We start from the raw sequence: 24,616 nt of genomic DNA, 5'->3' as shown, positions 1-24,616 counted from the left end.
GCCCTGAGCCGGATGGCAGCGCAACACCCATCGACCGTCCGCGCCGGCACCACGCCTGAACCCTGAGGAAGTACCTGAATGAAAAAGTGGCAATGCATCGTCTGTGGCCTGATCTACAACGAAGCCGAGGGTTGGCCGGATGACGGCATTGCGCCGGGCACCGCTTGGCAGGATGTACCGGCAGACTGGCTGTGCCCGGACTGCGGCGTCGGCAAAATGGACTTCGAAATGATCGAAATCAACTAAGCACAATCAAGGAATAAGGCATGAGCGCACCTGTCGTCATCATTGGCACTGGCCTTGCGGGCTACAACCTGGCCCGCGAGTTTCGCAAACTCGATAGCGAAACCCCGTTGCTGTTGATTACGGCTGATGACGGCCGTTCTTACTCCAAACCGATGCTCTCTACCGGTTTCGGCAAGAACAAGGACGCCGACGGCCTGAGCATGGCTGAACCGGGCGCCATGGCCGAGCAGTTGAAGGCCGAGGTGCGCACTCATACGTGCATCAGCGGCATCGATGCCGGCCACAAGCGTCTGTGGATCGGTGAAGAAGCGGTGGCCTACCGCGACCTGATTCTCGCTTGGGGCGCAGAAACAGTGCGCGTGCCCATCGAAGGCGATGGCGCGGATCTGGTGTTCCCGATCAATGATCTCGAAGACTATGCGCGTTTCCGCGCCGCTGCGGCGGGCAAGCGTCGGGTGCTACTGCTCGGCGCTGGCCTGATCGGCTGTGAGTTTGCCAACGACCTGATACTTGGCGGCTACGAAGTGCAACTGGTTGCACCCTGTGAACAAGTCATGCCGATGCTGCTGCACCCGGCCGCTGCGGCGGCGGTGCAGGCCGGGCTGGAAAGCCTCGGTGCGAAATTCCACCTCGGCCCGGTACTGACCCGCCTGCAAAAAGTCGCCGACGGCCTGGAAGCGCACCTGTCCGACGGCCAGGTCATTCCTTGCGACGTAGTGGTTTCGGCCATCGGCCTGCGCCCGCGTATCGATCTGGCGGCGGCTGCCGGCGTGCAGGTCAACCGCGGCGTCGTGGTCGACCGGCACCTGAAAACCTCCCACGCCAATATTTACGCCCTGGGCGACTGCGCCGAGGTCGACGGATTGAATCTGCTGTACGTGATGCCCCTGATGAGTTGCGCGCGCGCGCTGGCGCAAACCCTGACGGGTAACCCGACCGCCGTGAGCTACGGCCCGATGCCGATCACCGTGAAAACCCCGGTGTGCCCGCTGGTGGTTTCGCCGCCACCACGGGGCAGCGAAGGTGTCTGGACCGTCGAAGGCCAGGGCGCCGACATCAAGGCGCTGTGCCACAGCGCCGACGGCCAATTGCTCGGTTACGCGCTAACCGGTGCAGCCGTGATGGAAAAACTCGCCCTCAACAAACAGCTTCCGGCCCTGCTGGCGTAAATACCGGTCGTTCTGTCGGAATCACCCCGCTTTTGCCCCTACAAAGGTCGCGTGGAGACTGGCGCCGCCGGTATCCGCGTGCCATTCTCACTCCCGTCTGCCGCAGAGTAGAGCCTGCGGCGCCTTGGGCGCTGTTCCAACGAGAACAGCACGGACATAACAACAAAAAACCGTCAAAGGGGCTTCACTAATGCGTAAACCAGAACTCGCCGCTGCAATCGCTGAAAAAGCAGATCTGACCAAAGAACAGGCCAACCGCGTACTCAACGCCGTTCTCGAAGAAATCACCGGCGCTCTGCACCGCAAGGACAGCGTGACGCTGGTCGGCTTCGGCACCTTCCTGCAACGCCACCGCGGCGCCCGCACCGGCAAAAACCCGCAAACCGGCGAGCCGGTTAAAATCAAGGCCAGCAACACTGTTGCGTTCAAGCCAGGCAAATCGTTGAAAGACAGCGTAAATCCTTAATTGCGGCGAACTCCTCGAATAACGGGGAGAACCGCTGAAAAAATGGGCACACCGATTGCGGTCGGGTGCCCATTTTTTATGCCTGCCTATTTGTTATGCACTGCAGCAATAATAAAGCCACGTAACCAATTGCATTGGTTGGCGATCGATCTGCCTCACACTTAAATCAATACCCTATATATAAAAGCCATCATAGTGATGGCACTTTTGCCATTGTTGGTTGTCTCGCTGTGAATTGTTGAAACAACACTGAAATCTTTCGGAATCATCCTACATCCGTTTTTTTCAAAACCCGTCATGCTCCGCGCCATTGTCGTCGGCCCCGGTTTTCGGTGATCACGGCAGATTGGAACGATCGCTCTAAATCAGGGTTTTCAGGTGTTTCGTGCGGCTGCGTATATATGAAGACGGCATCGGGGATTCCCTGACTAAATATAGGGAAACCTCCTACAACAAACAAAGAACAGTTCGTCTTGTTGTTTAATCAGATGCTTGCTAGTGGCCATCATAGTGATTACGATGCGCCCACTTGAAAGAGCACATCTCAATTGGATGAGTCGCTTCACCGCTCTTCGATACTGTCCCGCGCCGCGGTAACTCCAATAGGCGCCTGACTGTAATCCTTAATAAAGGCCATGGATGTCCTACTCAAGCAAACTTTCCGCCCATTACCTCGAACTCGCTAAAGTCTCTGTTTCCAAAGAGAATTTCGCGGGCGAAGACGTTCGTTTTTCGAGCGAATTCGAGGCCTTGGAAAGTGAGCTCGCCAAAGCCTCGTCGATGCACGAAAGCGGGCAGATCGACTGGCTGAAAATTCGCGAAAACAGCGAAAATCTGCTGCGTACCCAATCCAAGGATTTACGTGTCGGCGCCTGGCTAACCTGGTCGCTGTACCAGCGCGAATCCTTCCCCGGGCTGCTGGCCGGTCTCGGTCTGCTGCACCATCTGTCGGAAAACAACTGGGCCGACGTTCACCCGCTCAAACCCCGTACTCGTGCCGCCGCCATCGGCTGGCTGGTACCGCGTCTCGAGCAAGTCATCACCGAAAACATTGCGATCAAAGAGCAGTTGCCGATGTTCCGGCAGCTCTCCGAGCACCTGTCCGGCCTTGAAGCGGCGTGTGCTGAGCACCTGGGCGATGATTCGCCATTGCTGCTGCCGATCTCCCGTCGCCTGAAAACCATGATCCAGCGTGCGGCCGACAATCAGCCGGCCCCCGGTGTGGTCGGTGCGGCGGTGGCGCAGGTCAAGCAGGCGGCGAGCCAGTTGCTCACCCCCGGCGCACCGATCGACAACGAACGAGATGCACACAAAGCCCTGCGCGCCCAACAGGAAAGCGCGCGCCCGCTGTGCGCCTGGTGGCTCAAGCAGAAGGCTACTGACCTGCGCGCCCTGCGCCTGAATCGCACGTTGCTGTGGATGACCATCGACGCAGTACCCGAGCGCAACGCCGAACAGATCACCGTGTTGCGCGGCCTGCCACTGGAAAAACTCAAGCTCTACCAAGACCGTTTCGATCAAGGCAAATACGCTGACCTGCTGGTGGAACTGGAGGCGAGCCTGGCGAAGGCGCCGTTCTGGTTCGATGGGCAGAGGATGGTCTGGGAGTGTCTCCAGAACCTCAACGCCGAGTTGGCAATGCGCGAAGTGGAAATCCACTTCGCGCTTTTGATTCAACGGCTGCCCGGCATTGTCGAGTTGCGCTTCCATGACGGCGCGCCGTTTGCCGATCCGTCCACCCGGGCGTGGATCGCCGCCAATGTCATGCCGCACCTGCAAAGCGCCAGCGCGCCGCGCAAGGTCGAAAGCGAAAACGTCGAAACCCAGCCAGCCTGGGAAAAAGCCCTCGAAGAAGTTCTGCCGCTGCTGCGCAAGGAAGGCCTGAAGCCTGCCGTGCAGACGCTCAAGCAAGGTTTGCAATCGGCCCATGGCGGGCGCGAACGCTTCTTCTGGCAGTTCGCCCTCGCGCGGCTGTGCTTCATGGCCAAGAAATACGAACTGGCCAAGAACCAGCTGGAAACCCTCGATCAGACATTACAGGACTCAGGCCTGCACGCCTGGGAGCCCGATCTTGCATTGGAAGTGCTGCACCTGCTGCACAGTTGCTGCGAGTTGTTGCCGCAGAACCATGCCGTACGTGAACGCAAGGAAGAGATTTATCGCAGGCTGTGCCACCTCGACCTCGAAGTGGTACTCGAATAGGCCCCAGGGCCACAACCGCAAGGAGAAAAGCCATGGCCAAAGAAGGCTCGGTAGCCCCCAAGGAACGCATCAACGTCACCTTCAAACCCGCCACCGGCGGTGCTCAGGAAGAGATTGAACTGCCGCTGAAGCTGCTGGCAATCGGTGACTACACCCACCGCAAGGACGATCGCAAAATCGAAGATCGCAAGCCGATCAGCATCGACAAGATGACCTTCGACGAAGTGTTGGCCAAGCAAGAACTGGGTCTGACGCTGAGCGTGCCGAACCGTCTGCAGGAAGATGGCGAGGCCGACGAGCTGGCTGTGCAACTGCGCGTCAATTCGATGAAGGACTTCAACCCGGCCAGCCTGGTCGAGCAAGTGCCTGAGCTGAAAAAACTGATGGAACTGCGCGATGCGCTGGTGGCCCTCAAAGGCCCGCTGGGTAACGCACCTGCGTTCCGTAAAGCGATCGAAGGCGTGCTCGCCGACGACGAATCCCGCGGTCGCGTACTCGGTGAGCTGGGCCTGAACGCCGCAGCCCCGGACGCCTGAGACTCCAGCCAAGGAAGCCAACACAATGAGCACTAGCGCAGCACAAGAGAAGAGCGCCGCCAGCGGCGAATACAGCATTCTCGACAGCATCATCGCCGAAACCCGTCTGACTCCGGACGACGAAGCCTACGACATCGCCAAGCGCGGTGTGTCGGCCTTCATCGAAGAACTGCTCAAGCCGCAGAACAACGGTGAGCCGGTCAAGAAGGCCATGGTTGACCGCATGATCGCCGAGATCGATGCCAAGCTCAGCCGTCAGATGGACGAGATCCTGCACCACCCGGACTTCCAGGCTCTGGAGTCGTCGTGGCGTGGCCTGCAGTTGCTGGTCGACCGCACCAACTTCCGCGAAAACATCAAAATCGAAATCCTCAACGTCTCGAAAGAAGACCTGCTGGACGATTTCGAAGACTCGCCGGAAGTCATGCAGTCGGGCCTGTACAAGCACATCTACACTGCTGAATACGGCCAGTTCGGTGGTCAGCCTGTGGGCGCGATCATCGCTAACTACTACATGTCGCCAAGCTCGCCAGACGTGAAGCTGATGCAGTACGTGGCCAGCGTTTCGTGCATGTCCCACGCGCCGTTCATCGCTGCTGCCGGCCCGAAATTCTTCGGCCTGGAAAGCTTCACCGGCCTGCCGGATCTGAAAGATCTGAAAGACCACTTCGAAGGCCCGCAATTCGCCAAATGGCAGAGCTTCCGTACTTCGGAAGACTCTCGTTATGTTGGCCTGACCGTGCCGCGTTTCCTGCTGCGTAACCCGTACGATCCGGAAGAAAACCCGGTCAAATCGTTCGTGTACAAGGAAACCGTTGCCAACAGCCACGAGCACTACCTGTGGGGCAACACGGCTTACGCGTTCGGCACCAAGCTGACCGACAGCTTCGCCAAATTCCGCTGGTGCCCGAACATCATCGGCCCGCAGAGCGGTGGCGCGGTTGAAGACCTGCCGTTGCACCATTTCGAAAGCATGGGCGAAATCGAAACCAAGATCCCTACTGAGGTTCTGGTTTCCGACCGTCGTGAATACGAACTGGCCGAGGAAGGCTTCATCTCCCTGACCATGCGTAAAGGCTCCGACAACGCGGCGTTCTTCTCCGCCAGCTCGGTACAGAAGCCGAAGTTCTTCGGCATCAGCGCAGAAGGCAAGGCCGCAGAGCTGAACTACAAGCTCGGCACCCAACTGCCGTACATGATGATCGTCAACCGTCTGGCTCACTACTTGAAAGTGCTGCAGCGCGAGCAACTCGGTTCGTGGAAAGAGCGTACCGACCTCGAGCTGGAACTGAACAAGTGGATCCGTCAGTACGTTGCCGACCAGGAAAACCCGAGCGCCGAAGTGCGTGGCCGTCGTCCGCTGCGCGCTGCGCAAGTGATCGTCAGCGACGTTGAAGGCGAGCCGGGCTGGTACCGCGTGAGCTTGAACGTGCGTCCGCACTTCAAGTACATGGGTGCCGATTTCACCCTGTCGCTGGTTGGCAAGCTGGACAAAGAGTAAGAGCGACTCATGGACGGATACGGCAGCCTGTTCGAACGCCTTAACGGCGACGCGCAACTACGCAAGGGCAACAGCCTTGAGGCTTGTGCCATGGCGTCAGTGGCTGCCCATCTGGCCAAAATGCTCAGCACCCGGGCCGGCAGCGTGCAAACGCTGGCCGACTACGGGTTGCCCGATCTCAATGACATGCGTCTGAGCCTGCACGACTCCCTGAGTCAGGCCCGTCTGGCCATCGAGAATTTCATCGAAGCCTACGAGCCGCGCCTGAGCAACGTGCGTGTCATTTCCCTGCCGCGTGACCACGATCAACTGCGCCTGGCCTTCAGCATCGAAGGCCTGCTGGAAGTTGAAGGGTTCAAGCGTCAGGTCAGTTTTTCCGCGCGCCTGGATGGCAGCGGACAAGTGAAGGTCACCTAAGGAGATCCCCGATGTCTGGCAAACCAGCAGCACGCGTATCCGACCCTACCGCTTGCCCACTTCCAGGCCACGGTACCAACCCGATCGCCGCCGGTTCCGGCGACGTGTTCTTCGACGGCCTCGCGGCCGCCCGCCAAGGCGATGCCTCGGCGTGTGGTGGTGCGATGGTCGGCGATCTGGCGACCACGGTTTTGATCAATGGCAAACCGGCCGCGACCGTGGGTTCGGTTGGTATTCACGGAAACAAGGTCACGGCAGGTTCCGGGACGGTGATTATCGGCAATTCGCCAGGGTCGAGCTGATGACTAAGAAACACCTGAGTGGCGTTGTTCGTTCATGGATAGTCGATAGCGGGGCGTTCTGTCCATGAAGCACATGTTCGGGTCGGCTCAATGAAACACAGAGCCTGGCAATGTCTTGTGGCTTTTCTCAGCTCGGTTGGTTTGCTGGCGATTTTGGTCGGCTTGACGCTGCTGCTGCGGATGGAAAGCTCGACCGAACCAAAGCTGTTCGCTCATCCCCACGCGTTGTGGATTGGCGCCGAGGATGGGGGGGTATTCGTCGAGATTACTAAGCACGAAGCGCCGGACTATTACGTGGAAATTCGTCACGAAAGTGGAGGGATGTGGACTGAAGGCTGGGTTCGATATGGCACCAGGGACAGCCATCCACTCAGCGCTGCGGCAATTGGTGGCTACGGCGGTGAAGAGCTCTATGTCTATACGGGTGTCGCGATCACGGCGCAAAAACAGGGAGTTGCGCAGCGATGAATAAATATGTGCCAGCGACCCCGGGGCAGGAGACGGACGCATGACCGACTCAGGTCGCTTCGCAATGATTTGGCTGCAGCGCTTGCTACTCGTGGTGGGAGCGTTCGCCTGCATGCTCTATTTTGCTGCGCACGCGCTTTCCAACGCTTTTATGTTGCTGATGGACCGCGAAAATTTTATCCCTGCGCAGTCGTCCATCTGGACATTCGAACCTTACGAAATCAATCAAGGCTCTTCGTCTTACTGGCTCTACGGTGAGGACAGGGACAACTATTACTTTTTTGCGTACGTCCCTGAACATTCATATCGCGTGATCGCAAAAGACAATGGGTGCGCAGGCTTCGACAAGCGCGATGTCCGCACATGGTGCATGGATCACGCTGTGGAGGTTCGCAGATGACCGACTCATCAAGCGAGATGCTTATGCTCAGTCGCACGCAACTGAGCTTCTTCATGGCTGCATTGTGGTGGCCATTGCTGGCGGTGTTGGCGATCAGTTCCTATGACCTGTGGAATGGCGAGTATTCAACACCCGAGTCGTCCGGGATTTATTGGCAGTACCTGTTGTGGTGGGGAATTCCCGGGCTTTTGGGTTTTTCGCTATGGATGTCCCGATCGGCGCAGAGCCGCAACGAGCAGCAGGCATTGCGGATGGTTTGGTGGGCGCCGGTGAAGTTCATCCCGTTCTATGCCGTGCCATGGATGCTGTATGGCTTGCTCAGTCTGGCCGTCGGTCAGCTCAGTGATGCCTACATGGCGTACGGCTGGATCTCGATTGTGCCGTTTCTCCTGATTGGCGGTTACGTCTGTGCCGGCGTGACGGTCGCGCTCTACAGGATATTTTTTTGATGAGTTCCACTACCAGGCAGGTAACCCGTGTCATTTAACCACTACTACCAAAGCGAACTCACCGCACTGCGCCAACTCGGTCGCCGTTTCGCCGAGCGTAGTCCGGCGTTGGCGCCGTATCTGGGCCAGGCAGGGCGGGATCCGGATGTGGAGCGGTTGCTCGAAGGCTTTGCGTTTCTGACTGGGCGTCTGCGCCAGAAGCTCGATGACGAGCTGCCGGAACTCAGCCATTCGCTGATGCAACTGCTGTGGCCGAACTACATGCGCCCGCTGCCGGCGTTCAGCATTTTGCAGTTCGATCCGCTCAAGCGATCCGGGCCGGCGTTGCGCGTCGAGCGTGATACGCCGATTGAAAGCAAGCCGATCGAAGACGTGCGTTGCCGCTTCCGCACCTGCTACCCGACCGAAGTGTTGCCGCTGGATCTGGCCGCGCTGAATTACTCGGTGAAGGGCGACGGCTCGCTGCTCAGCCTGCGTCTGGAAATGAGTGCCGATGGCCACCTCGGTGAGCTGGAACTGAGCAAGCTGCGTTTGCACTTTGCCGGTGAGCGCTACATCAGCCAGATGCTCTACCTGAGCCTGCTGCGCAACCTCGAAGGCATCGAACTGATCCCGCTCGACGGTGCCGGCAAACCGATCGATGGCGTCAGCGGCAAGCCGATGGCGTTCAAGATTCCCGGTGATCGGGTCAAACCGGTGGGCTTTGCCGAAGAAGAAGCGTTGATCCCGTATCCGCTGAACACCTTCCGCGGCTATCGCTACCTGCAGGAATACTTCGCCTTCCAGGACAAGTTCCTGTTCGTCGACGTCAACGGCCTGGACATCATCAACGCGCTGCCGGAAGACACCCTCAAGCAGATGCGTGGCCTCGAATTGCGCTTCGATATTCGCAAGAGCGGCATCATGCGCATGCGTCCGACCTTGGATAACGTCAAGCTGTTCTGCACGCCGATTGCCAACCTGTTCGCCCACGACGCACTGCCGATTCGCCTCGACGGCAAGCAGGATGAATACCTGTTGCTGCCGGCGGAATACGATCTGGAAAACTGCGGTGTGTTCTCGGTGGAAACCGTGACCGGCTGGAAGCCCGGCGGCCTCGGTTATCAGGAGTACGTGCCGTTCGAATCCTTCGAGCACGACCCGAGTTTCGACGTGCCCAACAGCCGTCCGCATTACAGCATCCGCCAGCGTTCGTCCTTGCTGCACGACGGCCTCGACACCTACCTGAGCTTCGGTATTCGCCATACCGAAGCCCACGAAACCCTGTCGATCGAGCTGATGTGCACCAACCAGAACCTGCCGCGCAAGCTCAAACTCGGCGACATCTGCATGGCCAGTGAAGAGACGCCGGAGTTCTTGAGCTTCCGCAACATTACCCCGGCCACTTCCAGCTTCGCGCCACCGCTGAACCGTGACTTCCTGTGGAAGCTGATCAGCAACATGTCGCTTAACTATCTGTCGCTGGCCGACGTCAATGCGTTGAAGGTGATTCTCGAAACCTACGACTTGCCGCGCTACTACGACCAGCACGCGGAGAAGGTCAGCAAACGCTTGCTCGGCGGCCTCAAGCACATCAAGCATCACCACGTCGACCGCTTGCACCGTGGGTTGCCGGTGCGCGGTTTGCGCACCGAACTGACCATCGACCCGGAAGGGTACATCGGCGAAGGCGACCTGTTCGTCTTCGCTTCGGTTCTTAACGAGTTTTTCGCGCTTTACGCCAGTCTCAATTCATTCCATGAGCTGCGCGTAAAAAGCACACAGGGAGAGGTGTACCAATGGACACCACGTATGGGCCTGCAGCCCCTGCTTTAAGCGGGCTGACCAAGGTAATACGCGAGTACTCGCTGTTTCAGGCCGTGCTGCTGGTGATCGACCGGCTGCGCGAAGCACACCCGTACCTGAGCGAAGACGATCTGTACGACCACGTGGAGTTCCAGGCCAACCCGAGCCTGGGCTTTCCGCGCAGCGACGTCGATCGCGTCGAGTTTTTCGAAGAACACGGGCAGATGCGCGCGCGCATGCGTTTCAACCTGATCGGCCTGGTCGGTTCCGGCTCGCCGCTGCCGGCGTTCTATGGCGAACAAGCCCTGGGCGACAGCGAGGACGGCAACCCGACACGTAACTTCCTCGACCTGTTCCACCATCGCCTGCAACGGCTGATGCTGCCGATCTGGCGCAAATACCGCTATCGCGCAAGCTTCCAGAGTGGCGCGATTGACCCGTTCTCCTCGCAGCTGTTCGCCCTGATCGGTCTGGGCGGCGACGAGATCCGCAAGGCCAAGGAACTCAACTGGAAACGCCTGCTGCCGTACCTCGGCCTGCTCAGCTTGCGGGCGCACTCGGCGGCGCTGATCGAAGCCGTACTGCGTTACTACTTCAAGCACGAAGACCTGGTCATCGAGCAGTGCATCGAGCGCCGCGTAGAAATTCTCGAAGAGCAGCGCAATCGTTTGGGTCGTGCCAACAGCATGCTCGGTGAAGACCTGGTGCTCGGCGAACACGTGCGCGACCGCAGCGGCAAATTCCGCATTCACATCACCGAACTCGACTGGCAGCGATTCCATGAATTCCTGCCGATCGGTTTCGGTTACCAGCCGCTCTGCGCGCTGGTGCGGTTCACCCTGCGTGACCCGCTCGATTACGACATTCGCCTGGTCCTGCGCCAGGAAGAAATCCGCGAACTGCGCATCGGTGAGCAGAACGCCTGTCGCCTCGGTTGGACCAGTTGGCTGGGCCGCGAGAAAGCGGACGGCGTGGTGACCCTGGGCAGCAAAATTCATTAAGGACGTGAGCCATGATCAACGTAGACCTGCAACAACTCATCCAGGCGCTGGACGCCGAAACCCGTCGTGATCTGGAACGTTCTGCCGAGCGTTGCGTGGCCCGTGGCGGCAGCAAGATCCTCGTCGAAGACTTGATGCTCGGCCTGCTCGAGCGTCCGAACGGTTTGCTGTCGCGCGCACTGCAGGATGCCGACGTCGACGCCGGTGAACTCAGCGCCGCGCTGCAATCGCGGGTCGAACACAGCGCTTCGCGTAACCCTGTGTTCGCCCCGGAACTGGTGCAGTGGCTGCAAGACGCGCTGCTGGTGGCCAATCTCGAACTGGGCCAGACCCAGGTCGAAGACGCCGCGCTGATCCTCGCGCTGCTGCGTAATCCGATGCGCTACGCCGGCAGCCGTTATCAGCCGCTGCTCGCCAAGCTGAACATTGATCGCCTGAAGGAATTTGCCCTGTCGCAACAGGAGCAACCGGCGGCCAACGGCAAACCAGCGGCGCAGGGCGAATCGCTGCTGCAGCGCTTCACCCACAACCTGACCCAACAGGCCCGCGACGGCAAACTCGACCCGGTGCTGTGCCGTGACGGCGCGATTCGCCAGATGGTCGACATCCTCGCCCGTCGCCGCAAGAACAACCCGATCGTCGTCGGTGAGGCCGGTGTCGGCAAGACCGCCATCGTCGAAGGATTGGCTTCGCGCATTGCCGCCGGTGAAGTGCCGCAAGTGCTCAAAGGCGTAGAACTGCTGTCGCTGGACATGGGCCTGCTGCAGGCTGGCGCCAGCGTCAAAGGTGAGTTCGAACGTCGTCTTAAAGGCGTGATCGACGAAGTCAAAGCCTCGCCGAAACCGATCATTCTGTTTATCGACGAAGCTCATACCCTGATCGGCGCGGGCGGCAATGCCGGCGGTTCCGATGCGGCCAACCTGCTGAAACCGGCACTGGCCCGTGGCGAACTGCGCACCATCGCTGCGACCACTTGGGCCGAGTACAAGAAATACTTCGAGAAAGACCCGGCGCTGGCCCGTCGTTTCCAACCGGTGCAACTGCACGAACCGACCGTCAGTGAAGCGGTGACCATCCTTCGTGGTCTGGCCCAGGTTTACGAGAAGAGCCACGGCATTTACCTGCGCGATGACGCGGTGGTTTCGGCGGCTGAATTGTCCGCACGTTATCTGGCCGGTCGGCAGCTGCCGGACAAAGCTGTCGATGTGCTCGACACCGCTTGCGCCCGCGTACGCATCAGCCTCGCCGCCGCCCCGGAAAGCCTTGAGCGCCTGCGTGGCGAACTGGCTGAAGGTGGCCGCCAGCGTCAGGCCCTGCGCCGCGATGCCGAAGCCGGTCTGCTGATCGACCACGAAGCGCTGGATGCATTGGAAGCGCGTCTCGACGAAGCCGAAACTGAAATGGTCGCGCTGGAAACCCTGTGGACTGAACAGAAGCAACTGGCCGAGCGCCTGCTGGAACTGCGTCAGCAACTGGCCAAGGCCCGCGAAGCTGCTGCGGTCGAGCCAGTGGTCACCGTTGAAGAAGACGCCGAAGGCACCGTGATCGAAACCGTCTCCGCTGAGGTTGAAGAAGGCCAAAGCGTCGAAGCGCTGGAAGCCCAGCTCAACGAAACCCACAGCGCCCTGACCGCCGCCCAAGTCAAAGAGCGTCTGGTCAGCTTCGAAGTCTGCCCGCGTCTGGTCGCCGAAGTGATCAGCGCCTGGACCGGCGTGCCATTGGCGCAACTGGCCCGTGAGCACAACGCCAAAGTCGCCAGTTTCGCCACTGACCTGCGCACGCGCATCCGTGGTCAGGAACAGGCCGTGCACGCACTGGATCGCTCGATGCGCGCCACCGCTGCCGGTCTGAACAAGCCTGACGCGCCGGTCGGTGTGTTCCTGCTGGTCGGCCCGAGCGGCGTCGGTAAAACCGAAACCGCGCTGGCCCTGGCTGACTTGCTGTACGGCGGTGATCGTTTCATCACCACCATCAACATGTCCGAGTTCCAGGAGAAGCACACCGTCTCCCGTCTGATCGGCGCACCACCAGGCTACGTCGGTTACGGCGAGGGCGGCATGCTCACCGAAGCCGTACGCCAGAAACCGTACTCGGTGGTGTTGCTCGATGAAGTCGAAAAGGCTGACCCGGACGTGCTCAACCTGTTCTACCAAATCTTCGACAAAGGCGTGGCCAACGACGGCGAGGGTCGCGAGATCGACTTCCGCAATACGTTGATCCTGATGACCTCGAACCTCGGTAGCGACAAGATCAGCGACCTCTGCGAAAACGGCGCACGCCCGACCGCTGAAGTCCTCGAAGAAACCATTCGCCCGGTACTCAGCAAACACTTCAAACCGGCGCTGCTGGCGCGGATGAAAGTGGTGCCGTACTACCCGGTCGGCGGCCCGGTATTGCGCGAGCTGATCGAGATCAAACTCGGTCGTCTCGGCGAGCGCCTCAACCGTCGTCAGCTGGATTTCAGCTGGTGCCAGAACCTCGTCGATCACCTGTCCGAGCGTTGCACGCAAAGCGAAAGCGGTGCGCGTCTGATCGACCATCTGCTCGATCAGCACGTGCTGCCGCTGGTGGCTGACCGCTTGCTCGATGCCATGGCTACCGGTGAAAGCCTCAAGCGTGTGCATGCCACGCTCGACGGCGAGTCCAGCGTGACGTGCGAGTTCGCCTGAGGTGGGTGTGATGTTCACTCAGGTGCCGCAGCCACTGGTCTATGCCGAAGCGTTGCTGGCGCAGTTCGCCAGTCTGTCGCGGGCGGCGGACGGTGCTGCGTTGCTGGGTGACTTCGTGCGTGGGTTGGCCGAGTTGAGCGGTTGCGAATTGACGCAGCTGTATCTGCTCGACGCCACCCACACGTGCCTGGGGATGAATGCCGAATACCTCGACGGCGCCTTGCAACCGCGTGAAGCGGCGAGCCTGCCGGCGGATTACAACGGTGAGCAACTGCTGCAATTCGCCCTGTGCCAGAACCGCGTGGTGTGCCTCGACGACTTGAGCGGCAGCCTGCACGAAACCAGTTTCCTGCCAGCGGCGACCTCGCCGTGGCAGTCGCTGTTGTGCGTGCCACTGGTCAATCAGCACAAAGCTGTTGAAGGTTTGCTGTTGTGCGCCAGCCGTCGTCGTACCAACCTGCAAGGCTTCGCCGATTCCCTCGGCCAGCTCGGCTCGTTCGTGCTTGGCCAGTTGCATTTGCTGCAACGTCTGCGCCAGCCACTGGCGGAATCGGCAACAGTGGCGCGCAGCGTGCCGAGCATCAGTGGCTATGGCTTGATCGGTAAAAGCGCGGCGATGCGCCAGACCCATTCGCTGATCAGCAAAGTCCTGCACAGCCCGTACACCGTGTTGTTGCGCGGCGAAACCGGCACCGGCAAGGAAGTCGTTGCGCGGGCGATTCACGATTGCGGCCCGCGCCGTTCCCAGGCGTTTATCGTGCAGAACTGCGCGGCGGTTCCGGAAAATCTGCTGGAAAGCGAGCTGTTCGGCTATCGCAAAGGCGCGTTCACCGGTGCCGATCGCGACCGCGCCGGCCTGTTCGATGCGGCCAATGGCGGCACGTTGTTGCTCGACGAGATCGGCGACATGCCGTTGTCGTTGCAGGCGAAGATCTTGCGCGTGTTGCAGGAAGGCGAGATCCGTCCGCTGGGCTCCAACGACACGCACAAAATCGATGTACGCATCATCGCCGCAACGCACCGCGATCTGTCGACGCTGGTCAGCGAAGGCAAATTCCGCGAGGACTTGTACTACCGCCTCGCGCAATTCCCGATCGAGCTGCCGGCGCTGCGTCAGCGTGAAGGCGACATCCTCGAACTGGCCCAGCACTTCGCCGAGAAGACCTGCACGTATTTGCAACGCGATCCGGTGCGCTGGTCGAGTGCGGCGCTGGAACACCTGTCCGGCTACAACTTCCCCGGCAACGTGCGTGAACTCAAGGCATTGGTCGAACGTGCGGTGCTGTTGTGCGAAGGCGGCGAGTTGCTCGCCGAGCATTTCTCCCTGCGCATGGAGGCAATGCCGGAAGACAACAGCCACTTGAATTTGCGCGAACGTCTGGAGCAGGTCGAACGCACGTTATTGCTCGATTGCCTGCGCAAAAACGACGGCAACCAGACCCTCGCCGCCCGTGAACTGGGCTTGCCGCGACGCACGCTGCTGTATCGGCTCGGCCGTTTGAACATCAATCTGGGAGATTTCGATGGGTAGGCAAAACTTCATCGAAATCCCCACAAAAACCAATTTCAGCGCCGCCCGCAAGGGTCGGCGCTTTGTGCTTTGTCTACACCTGGAGACCCTCTGATGTCTGTTCGTCACTGGCACGCTGTCCTGCTGACCCTCGTCGTTCTATGCGGCCTTGGCGGCTGTAGCGGCAATTACAAATTCAACGACAACGACTATCGCCCGTTGGGTGATCCGCAAGCGGTCAATCGCGGCAAGTGACCGCAAGGAGCATCAAACATGGAATTGGTTTTCGAAATGCTGAACACCAAGCAGTTCGTGCCCACCGAGTTGTGCCAGAAGACCTTTAAACAGGCCGGCGGCGTGATCGGGCGGGGCGAGGACTGCGACTGGATCATCCCTGACCGCAAGCGTCACCTGTCCAATCACCACGCGATTGTCAGTTACCGCGAGGGCACGTTCTTCCTCACCGACACCAGCAGCAACGGTGTCCAGGACGGCGAGAGCGGCGCACGCCTGCACAAAGGCGAACCGGTGCGCATCGAACACGGCAGCACCTACGTACTGGGTGACTTCGAGATTCGCGCGCGCCTGGTGCGTGACCCGGCGACCTTCGACGGTGAAGTCGGCCGTCCACGCGCTGCCGGCAGCATCATTCCCGATGACGCATTTCTGGATCTCGATCCGCTCAATGCTCTCGAACAGCAAGAGCGTGTGTACTCGGAAATCGACGAACTGCTGGCGCCGAACACCAAGCCTGAGGATTCCCGTCAACGCGCCGACTACGCGCGCATCGACATGGAAAGCCTGATGGTGCCGGAGCTGATTGCAGCCCCCGTCGAACCTGAGCCCGCTCCGGCACCGAAAGCCGTTGAGCGTCAAAGCGAAGGTTTCTGGGATCATTTCGGTGCGGCGCTGGGTGTCGACGTCAAAGGCCTCAGCCACGACGAACGCGAAGCCCTGGCGTTGAACGCGGCGCGCTTGCTGCGCCAAAGCATCGGCGGTTTGCAGCAGAGCCTGCGCACCCGTTCGGAGCTGAAAAACGAACTGCGTCTGGCCCAGACCACCGTGCAAGGCACCAACAAGAATCCGCTGAAATTCGCCGTCGATCCGAGCGAAGCGCTGCAGATTCTGTTGCAGCCAAGCAAGCCCGGCCATCTGCCGGCCGAGCAAGCGATTTCCCGCGCGTTCCGCGATCTGCAGGCGCATCAAGTCGCACTGCTGACCGCCAGCCGCGCCGCCGTACGCGGCACCCTGGAGCACTTCTCGCCGGAGCAACTGACCCTGCGTTTCGAGCGTGACAACAAGCCGTTGATCGCGACATCGGGCGGGCGCTGGAGAGCGTTCGGCCGCTATCACCAGGCGCTGCGTCAGGACGATGACTGGAGCGAGCGTCTGCTGGCCCGCGACTTCGCCCAGGCCTACGAAGAACAGATCCGCCTGATCTCCACCCTCCACACCGACCACCAAGGATGATGCGCATGTCTCGCCGCTCGACCGCTTTTTTCAAGACGCTGACTGCGCTCACCGTGCTGGTGCTGCTCGCCGGTTGCTCGTCGCTGTCGCCGTACTCGAAAGTGACCAAGATAAACCTGAAGCTGACCGGCAGCGATCAGCTCAACCCGGACCTCAACGGTCGGCCGTCGCCGATCGTCGTGCGCCTGTTCGAACTCAAGCACCCGGTGACCTTCGAGAACGCTGATTTCTTCAGCCTTTACGAACGCGCCAAGGAATCCCTCAACCCGGATCTGGTGGCCAGCGAAGAGCTCGAACTGCGCCCGGGTGAAACCGTGGAGATGAAGCTCAAGGTGGAAGAGGGCAGCCTTTATGTTGGCGTTCTCGCCGCTTACCGCGACTTGCCGGACACCCAATGGCGCCACACCGTTCAGATCACTCCGCTGGAAGTTACCGAAGTCGATTTGACTCTGGATCAGACCGGCATCCGCAACACCAATCAAGTGCTCGCCAAGGCGGATGACTGAACATGAATACCCATAAAGTCATTTGGCAGGAAGGCATGCTGCTGCGTCCGCAGCACTTCCAGCACAACGATCGTTATTACGATCACCAGATGAAAACCCGCACCCAGTTGCTGGGTGGCTACACCTGGGGTTTCCTTAATCTGGAGATCGACTTGCAGTTCCTCAACATGGGCAAACTGGTGATCAGTGAAGCCTCGGGGATTCTGCCGGACGGCAGCCTGTTCGAACTCGGTGGCAACACTGAGCCGCTGGCGCTGGACGTGCCGCCGAACACCGGCAACACGCCGATCTACCTGGCGCTGCCGCTGGTCACCGGCAACCACATCGAGTCGCGCCGTCCGGAGCAATCCGACGTGCTCGCGCGTTACACCGCGTACGACGCCGAAGTGGCCGACTCCAACGCCGGCGACGATTCCGCCAGCCAGGTCAGCTGCGGTCGCCCGGACTTCAAACTGTTGCTCGGCGAGCAGCAGAGCGATCAGGCCTACGTCAAGCTGAAGATCTGCGACGTGCTCGACACCACGCCGGACGGCGTGATCAGCCTCGACCCGGACTTCGTGCCGACCTACATTCAGGCCCACGCCTCCAGCTATCTGCTGTCGTGCCTGAAAGAAGTCATCAGCATGCTCAACCACCGTGGCGACACGATTGCCGAGCGGATTCGCTCCAACGGCAAGGTCGGCGGTGCTGAGGTCGGTGACTTCATGATGCTGCAACTGATCAACCGCACCGAACTGCTGCTGCGCCACTACCTCGGCCTGGAGCAAGTGCACCCGGAAGAGTTGTACCGCACGCTGCTGACCATGCTCGGCGATCTGGCGACCTTTTCCGGCGAGAGCAAACGCCCGCGCCTGGACAGCCGCTACTCCCACGCCGATCAGGGTGGGAGCTTCCGCAAACTGATGGAAGCAATTCGTCAGGTGCTGTCGATGGTGCTCGAGCAGCACGCCATTGAACTGATCCTGCAAGCACGTCAGTACGGCATCATCGTCTCGCCGTTGCACGACCACAAACTGCTCGGCTCGGCGTCGTTCGTGCTGGCAGCCAGTGCCAACTGCGACTCCGAAGAACTGCGCCACCGCTTGCCGGCGCACCTCAAGGTCGGCCCGGTGGAGCGTATCCGCCAACTGGTCAACCTGCACTTGCCGGGGATCAAGGTCAAACCGTTGCCGGTGGCCCCGCGGCAGATCGCGTTCCACTCGAACAAAACCTATTTCATCCTCGAACTCAGTTCCGAAGACCTGGCACAACTCGAGCGCTCCGGCGGTTTCGCGTTCCATGTGTCCGGCGAATTCGCCGAGCTTGAACTGAAATTCTGGGCCATCAGGAACTGACCGACATGATCAAGGAAACGGATTACAACCAGGACGACAAAACCGTCCTGCTCGATCGTCAAGGCCACGGACCGGCAGCCAGTCCGCTGACCGACTTCGCCGCGCCGCCGCGTTTCGAGCAACTGGAAGAACGCATGATCTACGCCGCGCGCCTGCGCCCGGCAGAAGCGTTCAACATCAGCCTCAATTCGCTGGTCGCTGCTTCGTCCGAACTGCTTTCGGAAGTGGTGCGCCTCAAGCACAGCGAAACCCGCGAAGACTTGTACGCACTCAACGAGCGTCTGACTGCCGGGCTCAAGCTGTTTGAAGTACGCGCCCTGCACAACGGTGCCGAAAGCAGCCAGGTGATGGCCGCGCGTTACGTGCTCTGCACCGTGGTCGACGAAGCTGTCGTGACCACGCCGTGGGGCAACGAAAGCGAATGGTCGCAGATGAGCCTGCTGAGCAGCTTCCACAACGAAACCTTTGGTGGCGAGAAGTTCTTCCAGTTGCTCGATCGACTGTCGAAGAACCCGGTCAAGCATCTGCCGATGCTCGAGCTGATGTACCTGTGCCTGTCCCTCGGTTTCGAGGGCAAGTACCGCGTACAGGCACGCGGCATGCTCGAACTCGAAGGCATCCGCGATGCTCTGTATCGGCAGATCCGTCAGTTGCGTGGCGACGTGCCGCGCGAGTTGTCGCCGCACTGGGAAGGCTTGAACGATCAGCGCCGTAACCTGGTGCGCATCGTGCCGGCGTGGATGGTGTTGTTGTTCACTTTCGTCTGTCTGGTGGTGATGTATTCAGGCTTCGCCTGGGTCTTGGGCGAGCAGCGCGACACCGTTCTGCAACCTTATCAGCCGCTTGATCCGGCTGCGGTGCAACCGCAGTCGCAGCCGTAAACAGGGACGTGTGATGAAAAAGTTTTTCAAGAAAGTCGGCGCCTTCCTGCGCCAGACCTGGGTCTGGACCTTACTGCTGGTGCTGTTCGTGGCGCTGCTGGTGTGGTTCGTCGGCCCGTTGTTGGCGGTTGATGACTACAAGTTCTGGGAGAGTGCGACCGCGCGCTTGCTGACCATTGCCGTGCTATTCCTGATCTGGGGCCTGACCATGGTCTTCGTCAGCTGGCGCGCGGGTATCCGCAAGAAAGCCGAGGAAGAAAGCGAGGACGGCCAGGATCGCATTCGCCGCGAAGAGCTGATCGACGAAGAACAGAAGGAGTTGAAAGCGCGCTTCAAAGACGCGCTGAAAACCCTGAAGACTTCCAGCCTGTATCGCGGCCGCAGCGAGCGCTGGCGCAGTGACTTGCCGTGGTATCTGCTGATCGGTCCGCAGGCTTCCGGCAAGACCAGCCTGCTGGACTTTTCCGGTCTGGAATTCCCGATCAACAAGATCGACCGCAAGCTGACCCGCGACACCCTCGGCACTCGTCATTGCGACTGGTACTTCGCCGACCACGGTGTGCTGATCGACACCGCCGGGCGCTACATGACCCAGCCTGACGCGGAAGTCGACGGCAGCGCCTGGACCACCTTGCTGGAACTGCTGCGCAAGCGCCGTCGCGGGCGTCCGTTGAACGGTGTGCTGGTGACCATCCCGGTGGAAACCCTGCTCGGCGGCAGCGAACAGGACATCGATACCCTGGCGCGCCAGGTACGTGGTCGCCTGCAGGACGTGCATCAGAAACTGCACGTCGATGTGCCGGTGTATCTGGTCCTGAGCAAGGCTGACAAGCTGCTCGGCTTCGACGAGTTCTTCGATCAACTGACCCGCGAAGAAAGCGATCAGGTGCTCGGCACCAGCTTCCGCAAGGATCAGGTCGGCACCGACGTCGCTGTACTGCGCAACGAGTTCGAAGAGCTGCTGCGTCGCCTCAACAGCCAAGTAATCATGCGCATGCACTCCGAGCGCGACACTCAGCGCCGTGGCCGCATCCTCGACTTCCCGCATCAACTGGGGCAGATCGGCGAGCGCCTGTGCCTGTTCGTCGACATGGCGTTCACTGGCAACCGTTATCAGCGTGCCACGCAACTGCGCGGTTTCTACCTGACCAGCGCACCGCACCTGACTCAAGAGATGGACTCGACCACCGCCGGCATCGGTGCCAGCCTCGGCTTGAATGCCGGTGTGCTGCCGACCCTGCGCAGCGGTCGTTCACGGTTCATCCACCACTTGTTCAGCCAAGTGATTTTCCCCGAATCCGACCTGGCTGGTCTGGACAAGCGCGAACGCAGCCGTATTCATTGGGGCCAACGTGCGTTGTACGTCGGCGCACTGGCGGCACTGGCACTGTTCGGCATGCTCTGGGCGGGCGGTTTCTCGGCCAACTACGAGCGCCTGGAAAACCTGCGCAATCTGGCGCAGAACTGGACGCAGCAGCGCACGGCATTGTCGCCGCGTGATGACGCCATGGGCGTGCTGAAAACCCTCGACACCAGCTACGCCGCGACCCAGGTGTTCCCGAAGAAGGGCGACGTTTCGTACCACGAACGTGGTGGTCTGTATCAGGGCGAAGACGTCAATCCAGTGGTCAAAGAGGCTTACGAGCGCGAGCTTGAAAAGCAACTGCTGCCACGGGTCGCGACAATGCTCGAAGGGCAGATTCGCGCCAACATGAAGGACCGCGACCGCCTGCTCAACAGCCTGCGTGCGTACCTGATGTTGAACATGAAAGACCGTCGCGACGCCGCGTGGCTCAAGGACTGGGTCGCTACTGACTGGTCGACGCGCTACACCGGCAACACCGCCGTACAGAACGGTTTGAGTGCGCACCTCGATCGCCTGCTGAAGCAGCCGTTTATCTACCCGCTGAACGACCAATTGGTCACTCAGGCGCGTCAGGTATTGCGCAGCGAATCGCTGGCTACGGTGGTTTACCGCATGCTCCGTGAGCAGGCGCGCAACCTGCCGGACTATCGCTTCAGCCAACACCTCGGTCCACAAGGCTCGCTGTTTATCGGCACCGAGTACGTGATCCCGGGTTTCTACACGCAAACCGGTTATCAGCAGTATTTCTCGGTGCAGGGTTCGGCGCTGGTCACCGACATCCTGCGTGACAACTGGGTACTCGGCGAAGGCGCGGGCATCAGCGACATGGACTTGCGTCGCCTGATGGTCGAGCTGGAGCAGCTGTACTTCCGCGACTACGCCAACTACTGGAGTGAAGCGGTTGGCCAGGTTGCCCTGCCGCCGATCAGCGATGCGGGTGAAGGCGCCGAGCAACTGGCGGGCCTGACCTCGGCCAACTCGCCGGTGCTGGCCTTGCTCACCGAAGTGCGTGAGAACACCCGCTTCCAGGCGGCTGCAGATCCTGTCGAAGAAGCTGGCGACGCTGCTGATGCGCTGGCCGGGCAGAAAGGCAAACTGGGTAAGGTTGGCAAACTTGCCGCCGCCGCAGCGGACAAGGCTTCGGCCCTGAACGTAGCGAAGACCCTGCCGGACACCGCGAAGAAGTCGCTGCAACGCCGCTTTGAACCGCTGCATCGTTTGCTCGATGACAACAACGGCCCAGCGGCGGACCTGACTCCAGCACTGAGCGCGCTCAACGACCTGCAACTGCAACTGGCCGGTCTGGCCCGTTCCAGCACGCCGGAACAAGCCGCGTTCGAAATGGCGAAAACCCGCATGAGCGGCCAGCGTGATGCGCTGACCAACCTGCGCAATGCGTCCAGCCGTCTGCCGCGTCCGCTCAGCGTGTGGTTCAACGTGCTGGCCGAAGACTCGTGGCGTCTGGTGCTTAACGATGCTTACCAATACCTGAACGGCCGTTATCAGAACGAGCTGTACAGCGTGTATGGCAAAACCATCAGCAAGCGTTATCCGTTCAGCGCCAGCAGCACCAGCGACGTGGCGATCAGCGATTTCCGCGAGTTCTTCCGCGCTCAAGGCACCGTCGACCGTTTCTTCGACAGCTACATGCGTCCGTTCGTCAGCGGCGATCCGGGCAACTACCGCATGCGCAGTGTCGATGGTCACAGCCTGCCGGTGTCGAAGATGTACCTGGACCAGATGGCAGCGGCGCTGACGATTCGTCAGAGCTTCTTCTCGATCAACCCGGCCGAGCCGACCGTGCAGTTCAAGCTTGAGCCGTACACCCTCGACCCGGCGGTCAGCCGTTCCGAGTTCAAGTTCGGCGACAAGACCATGGAATACCGCCACGGTCCGATCCTGCCAATGTCGTTCAAATGGCCGACCGATGCTGAAGACGGTCGCACCAGTCTGGTCATGGACAAAATGGCCGGGCGCCCGATCGGCATCGAGAAGAACTCCGGCCCATGGTCGCTGTTCCGTCTGTTCGACCTGATGCAGACCGAGTACCTGAGCGGTCGCGACGTGCTGGTGCTGAAAGCCGATGTAGGTGGCCTGCGCGCCAACTACCTGCTGACCAGCCAGCGCACGCCGAACCCGTTCGACATGGGCGTACTGCGCACCTTCCGTATGCCGGTGCAGCTCTGATGCTGGTGGCCAGTGCCTGGCGCAGCGCGGCGCGTACCGACCCGGGCAAGGTGCGGGCGCGCAACGAAGATGCCTTCCTCGACTCGCCACAGCAGGGGCTGTGGGTGGTCGCGGACGGCATGGGCGGTCATCAGGGTGGCGACATCGCCAGCCAGTTGATCGTCGCCAGCCTGGCTGAACTGCCGCAACACGAGGACTTCGACGAACGCCTCAAAGCCATCCGCCAGTGCCTGCATTGGCTGAACCGGCGTTTGGGGCAGGAGTTGACGGTCACCGCCGGACGTCACGACAGCATCATGGGCAGCACCGTCGTGGCGCTGCTGGTAGAAGGCAATCGCGCGGCCTGCATCTGGGCCGGCGACAGCCGTTGCTATATGTGGCGTGGGCAGCGGCTGTATCAGCTGTCCAAGGACCATTCGCTGCAACAGCAATTGATCGACGAACAGCAAATGAGCGTCGAACAAGCGGCAGCGCACCCGGCGGCTCAGGCGTTGACCCGAGCTGTTGGTGCGGCCGAAACACTGACCCTGGACGTCCTCGAACTCGAGGTCTATCCGGGCGATGCGTTTTTGCTCTGCAGCGATGGTTTGTATCAGGGCCTGAGCAGCGATGCCCTCGGCAACGCCCTCAGCCTCAGCGCGCCGCACGTGGCGCTGGAACGTTTGTTCGACGGCGCCCTGCGTGGCGCCGCGCGCGACAACCTGACAGCCGTGGTGATCCGCCAATGACTGAAATCGAATCCTCAGTCGACGACTTGCTGATGAGCGAAGAACAGGCCAACAACCTGACCTACTTCGCCTTCGCCAAGGAGAACAAGGCAGAACCTTTGCTGGCGCCGACCAAGGCCAGCATCGGTGCACTGCCGGATGTACTCGCCGGTCGCTACCACCTCGAGCGTCTGCTCGGGGCCGGTGGCATGGGCGCCGTTTACCGGGCGCGGGATCTGCTGCATGAACAGTTCGGTGATCCCGATCCTTACATCGCGCTGAAAATCCTCAGCGAAGAATTTGCCGAATCGCCGGACGCCAGTGCCTTGCTCTACAGTGAGTTCGCTCTGACCCGACGCCTGCGCCACGACAACGTCGTGCGTGCGCACACCTTTGAAGTCGACACCGACTGCCAGCGGGCCTTCATCACCATGGAATACATGCGTGGCCTGACCCTGGACAAATTGCTCTGCGAGCGGCCCCTCGGCCTGCCGTGGCAAGAACTGCGCGACATCGTCCTGCCGCTGCTCGACACGCTGGCCTACGCCCACGGTCGTGGCGTGCTGCACGGTGACATGAAACCGAGCAACGTCATGCTCAGCGAAGACGGCTTGCGCCTCTTTGACTTCGGCCTCGGTCAGGCAGAGGAGGGCGTGATGCCCGGCCTGCCGCATCTGAGTCGCGAACGCTTCAACGCCTGGACCCCGGGCTACGCCGCCCCCGAACTGCTTGAGGGCCAACCTTTGTCGGCCAGCGCGGACGTGTACGGCGTGGCCTGCGTGATCTACGAACTGGCGGGCGGCAAACACCCGTTCCGCCGCTTGCCCTCGACCCAGGCCCGCGACGAGCACCTGGAGCGCGAGCTGCAAGCGCCGGCGAACTTACCGAAACACGGCTGGCCAGCGCTGCGAACCGCGCTGAGCTTCGACCCTGCAGCACGCACCATCACTGCCCAACAATTGCGTGACGCCTTGGGCGCCACTTCGTCCTGGCTGCAACGTCTGCGACTTCGGGCGTAACGGATGACATTCGAACAGGGAGCAC

Annotated in this window: 22 protein-coding genes and 1 pseudogene; all 23 read left to right on the top strand. The window is 60.6% G+C overall.

All coding sequences use genetic code 11. The features are described from left to right. Nucleotides 1-78: 78 nt before the first annotated feature. Nucleotides 79-246 (top strand): rubredoxin, encoded by a 168-nt coding sequence (locus CKW14_RS06900; protein WP_095125043.1) that lies wholly within the window; start codon nt 79-81, stop codon nt 244-246. Between the two features lie 20 nt (nt 247-266). Next, nucleotides 267-1,415 carry an NAD(P)/FAD-dependent oxidoreductase gene (locus CKW14_RS06895; RefSeq protein ID WP_095125042.1) on the top strand — a complete coding sequence of 383 codons (1,149 nt, stop codon included), beginning with the start codon at nt 267-269 and terminating at the stop codon, nt 1,413-1,415. Nucleotides 1,416-1,605: 190 nt separating this feature from the next. Then, entirely contained in the window at nt 1,606-1,881 is a 276-nt protein-coding gene (locus tag CKW14_RS06890) for an HU family DNA-binding protein (RefSeq protein ID WP_003213368.1), read from the top strand. 639 nt (nt 1,882-2,520) lie between these two features. Further along, the gene (gene tssA, locus CKW14_RS06885; RefSeq protein WP_095049653.1) at nt 2,521-4,083 is read left to right on the top strand and encodes a type VI secretion system protein TssA; all 1,563 of its coding nucleotides are present in this window, start codon (nt 2,521-2,523) and stop codon (nt 4,081-4,083) included. Between the two features lie 32 nt (nt 4,084-4,115). After that, the gene (gene tssB / locus CKW14_RS06880; protein ID WP_003229587.1) at nt 4,116-4,619 is read left to right on the top strand and encodes a type VI secretion system contractile sheath small subunit; all 504 of its coding nucleotides are present in this window, start codon (nt 4,116-4,118) and stop codon (nt 4,617-4,619) included. A gap of 25 nt (nt 4,620-4,644) precedes the next feature. Continuing rightward, complete coding sequence (gene tssC, locus CKW14_RS06875) at nt 4,645-6,120, top strand: type VI secretion system contractile sheath large subunit (protein WP_016772499.1); 1,476 nt, start codon at nt 4,645-4,647, stop codon at nt 6,118-6,120. Between the two features lie 9 nt (nt 6,121-6,129). After that, on the top strand, nt 6,130-6,537 hold the full coding sequence (gene tssE, locus CKW14_RS06870; protein ID WP_007920274.1) for a type VI secretion system baseplate subunit TssE: 408 nt from the start codon (nt 6,130-6,132) through the stop codon (nt 6,535-6,537). An 11-nt stretch (nt 6,538-6,548) separates the two neighbouring features. Continuing rightward, a pseudogene (locus CKW14_RS06865) lies at nt 6,549-6,824 on the top strand (PAAR domain-containing protein); the annotation flags it as partial. Between the two features lie 105 nt (nt 6,825-6,929). After that, the gene (locus tag CKW14_RS06860) at nt 6,930-7,307 is read left to right on the top strand and encodes a hypothetical protein (protein ID WP_095049654.1); all 378 of its coding nucleotides are present in this window, start codon (nt 6,930-6,932) and stop codon (nt 7,305-7,307) included. Nucleotides 7,308-7,347: 40 nt separating this feature from the next. Next, nucleotides 7,348-7,707 carry a hypothetical protein gene (locus CKW14_RS06855; RefSeq protein ID WP_007920282.1) on the top strand — a complete coding sequence of 120 codons (360 nt, stop codon included), beginning with the start codon at nt 7,348-7,350 and terminating at the stop codon, nt 7,705-7,707. After that, nucleotides 7,704-8,156 (top strand): hypothetical protein, encoded by a 453-nt coding sequence (locus CKW14_RS06850; RefSeq protein ID WP_095049656.1) that lies wholly within the window; start codon nt 7,704-7,706, stop codon nt 8,154-8,156. The genes CKW14_RS06855 and CKW14_RS06850 overlap by 4 nt, the downstream gene beginning before the upstream one ends. A gap of 27 nt (nt 8,157-8,183) precedes the next feature. Then, nucleotides 8,184-9,971 carry a type VI secretion system baseplate subunit TssF gene (gene tssF / locus CKW14_RS06845; RefSeq protein ID WP_016985778.1) on the top strand — a complete coding sequence of 596 codons (1,788 nt, stop codon included), beginning with the start codon at nt 8,184-8,186 and terminating at the stop codon, nt 9,969-9,971. Beyond that, nucleotides 9,935-10,942 (top strand): type VI secretion system baseplate subunit TssG, encoded by a 1,008-nt coding sequence (tssG, locus tag CKW14_RS06840; protein ID WP_095049657.1) that lies wholly within the window; start codon nt 9,935-9,937, stop codon nt 10,940-10,942. The genes tssF and tssG overlap by 37 nt, the downstream gene beginning before the upstream one ends. 11 nt (nt 10,943-10,953) lie before the next feature. Beyond that, nucleotides 10,954-13,611 (top strand): type VI secretion system ATPase TssH, encoded by a 2,658-nt coding sequence (gene tssH, locus CKW14_RS06835; protein WP_095049658.1) that lies wholly within the window; start codon nt 10,954-10,956, stop codon nt 13,609-13,611. A gap of 10 nt (nt 13,612-13,621) precedes the next feature. Continuing rightward, nucleotides 13,622-15,142 carry a sigma-54-dependent Fis family transcriptional regulator gene (locus tag CKW14_RS06830; RefSeq protein WP_095125041.1) on the top strand — a complete coding sequence of 507 codons (1,521 nt, stop codon included), beginning with the start codon at nt 13,622-13,624 and terminating at the stop codon, nt 15,140-15,142. Nucleotides 15,143-15,235: 93 nt separating this feature from the next. Continuing rightward, a complete protein-coding gene (locus tag CKW14_RS06825) occupies nt 15,236-15,376 on the top strand; it encodes a hypothetical protein (RefSeq protein ID WP_003229566.1) in 141 nt (46 codons plus the stop codon). Nucleotides 15,377-15,394: 18 nt separating this feature from the next. Continuing rightward, a complete protein-coding gene (gene tagH / locus CKW14_RS06820; RefSeq protein WP_034152083.1) occupies nt 15,395-16,591 on the top strand; it encodes a type VI secretion system-associated FHA domain protein TagH in 1,197 nt (398 codons plus the stop codon). A gap of 5 nt (nt 16,592-16,596) precedes the next feature. Then, a complete protein-coding gene (tssJ, locus tag CKW14_RS06815) occupies nt 16,597-17,097 on the top strand; it encodes a type VI secretion system lipoprotein TssJ (RefSeq protein ID WP_007920299.1) in 501 nt (166 codons plus the stop codon). A gap of 2 nt (nt 17,098-17,099) precedes the next feature. Then, nucleotides 17,100-18,431, top strand: coding sequence for a type VI secretion system baseplate subunit TssK (tssK, locus tag CKW14_RS06810; protein WP_007920300.1), 1,332 nt, complete (start codon nt 17,100-17,102; stop codon nt 18,429-18,431). A gap of 5 nt (nt 18,432-18,436) precedes the next feature. Then, entirely contained in the window at nt 18,437-19,312 is an 876-nt protein-coding gene (icmH, locus tag CKW14_RS06805; RefSeq protein ID WP_095125040.1) for a type IVB secretion system protein IcmH/DotU, read from the top strand. A gap of 13 nt (nt 19,313-19,325) precedes the next feature. Further along, complete coding sequence (tssM, locus tag CKW14_RS06800; RefSeq protein WP_095125039.1) at nt 19,326-22,865, top strand: type VI secretion system membrane subunit TssM; 3,540 nt, start codon at nt 19,326-19,328, stop codon at nt 22,863-22,865. Then, on the top strand, nt 22,865-23,593 hold the full coding sequence (locus CKW14_RS06795) for a PP2C family serine/threonine-protein phosphatase (RefSeq protein WP_007920303.1): 729 nt from the start codon (nt 22,865-22,867) through the stop codon (nt 23,591-23,593). Before tssM ends, CKW14_RS06795 begins: the two co-directional genes overlap by 1 nt. Next, nucleotides 23,590-24,591 carry a serine/threonine-protein kinase gene (locus tag CKW14_RS06790; RefSeq protein WP_095125038.1) on the top strand — a complete coding sequence of 334 codons (1,002 nt, stop codon included), beginning with the start codon at nt 23,590-23,592 and terminating at the stop codon, nt 24,589-24,591. The genes CKW14_RS06795 and CKW14_RS06790 overlap by 4 nt, the downstream gene beginning before the upstream one ends. Nucleotides 24,592-24,616: the final 25 nt, after the last annotated feature.

Source organism: Pseudomonas sp. Irchel s3a12, assembly GCF_900187485.1.
Lineage (GTDB): Bacteria > Pseudomonadota > Gammaproteobacteria > Pseudomonadales > Pseudomonadaceae > Aquipseudomonas > Aquipseudomonas neuropathica.
This window is presented reverse-complemented; position numbering and strand designations above follow the sequence as displayed.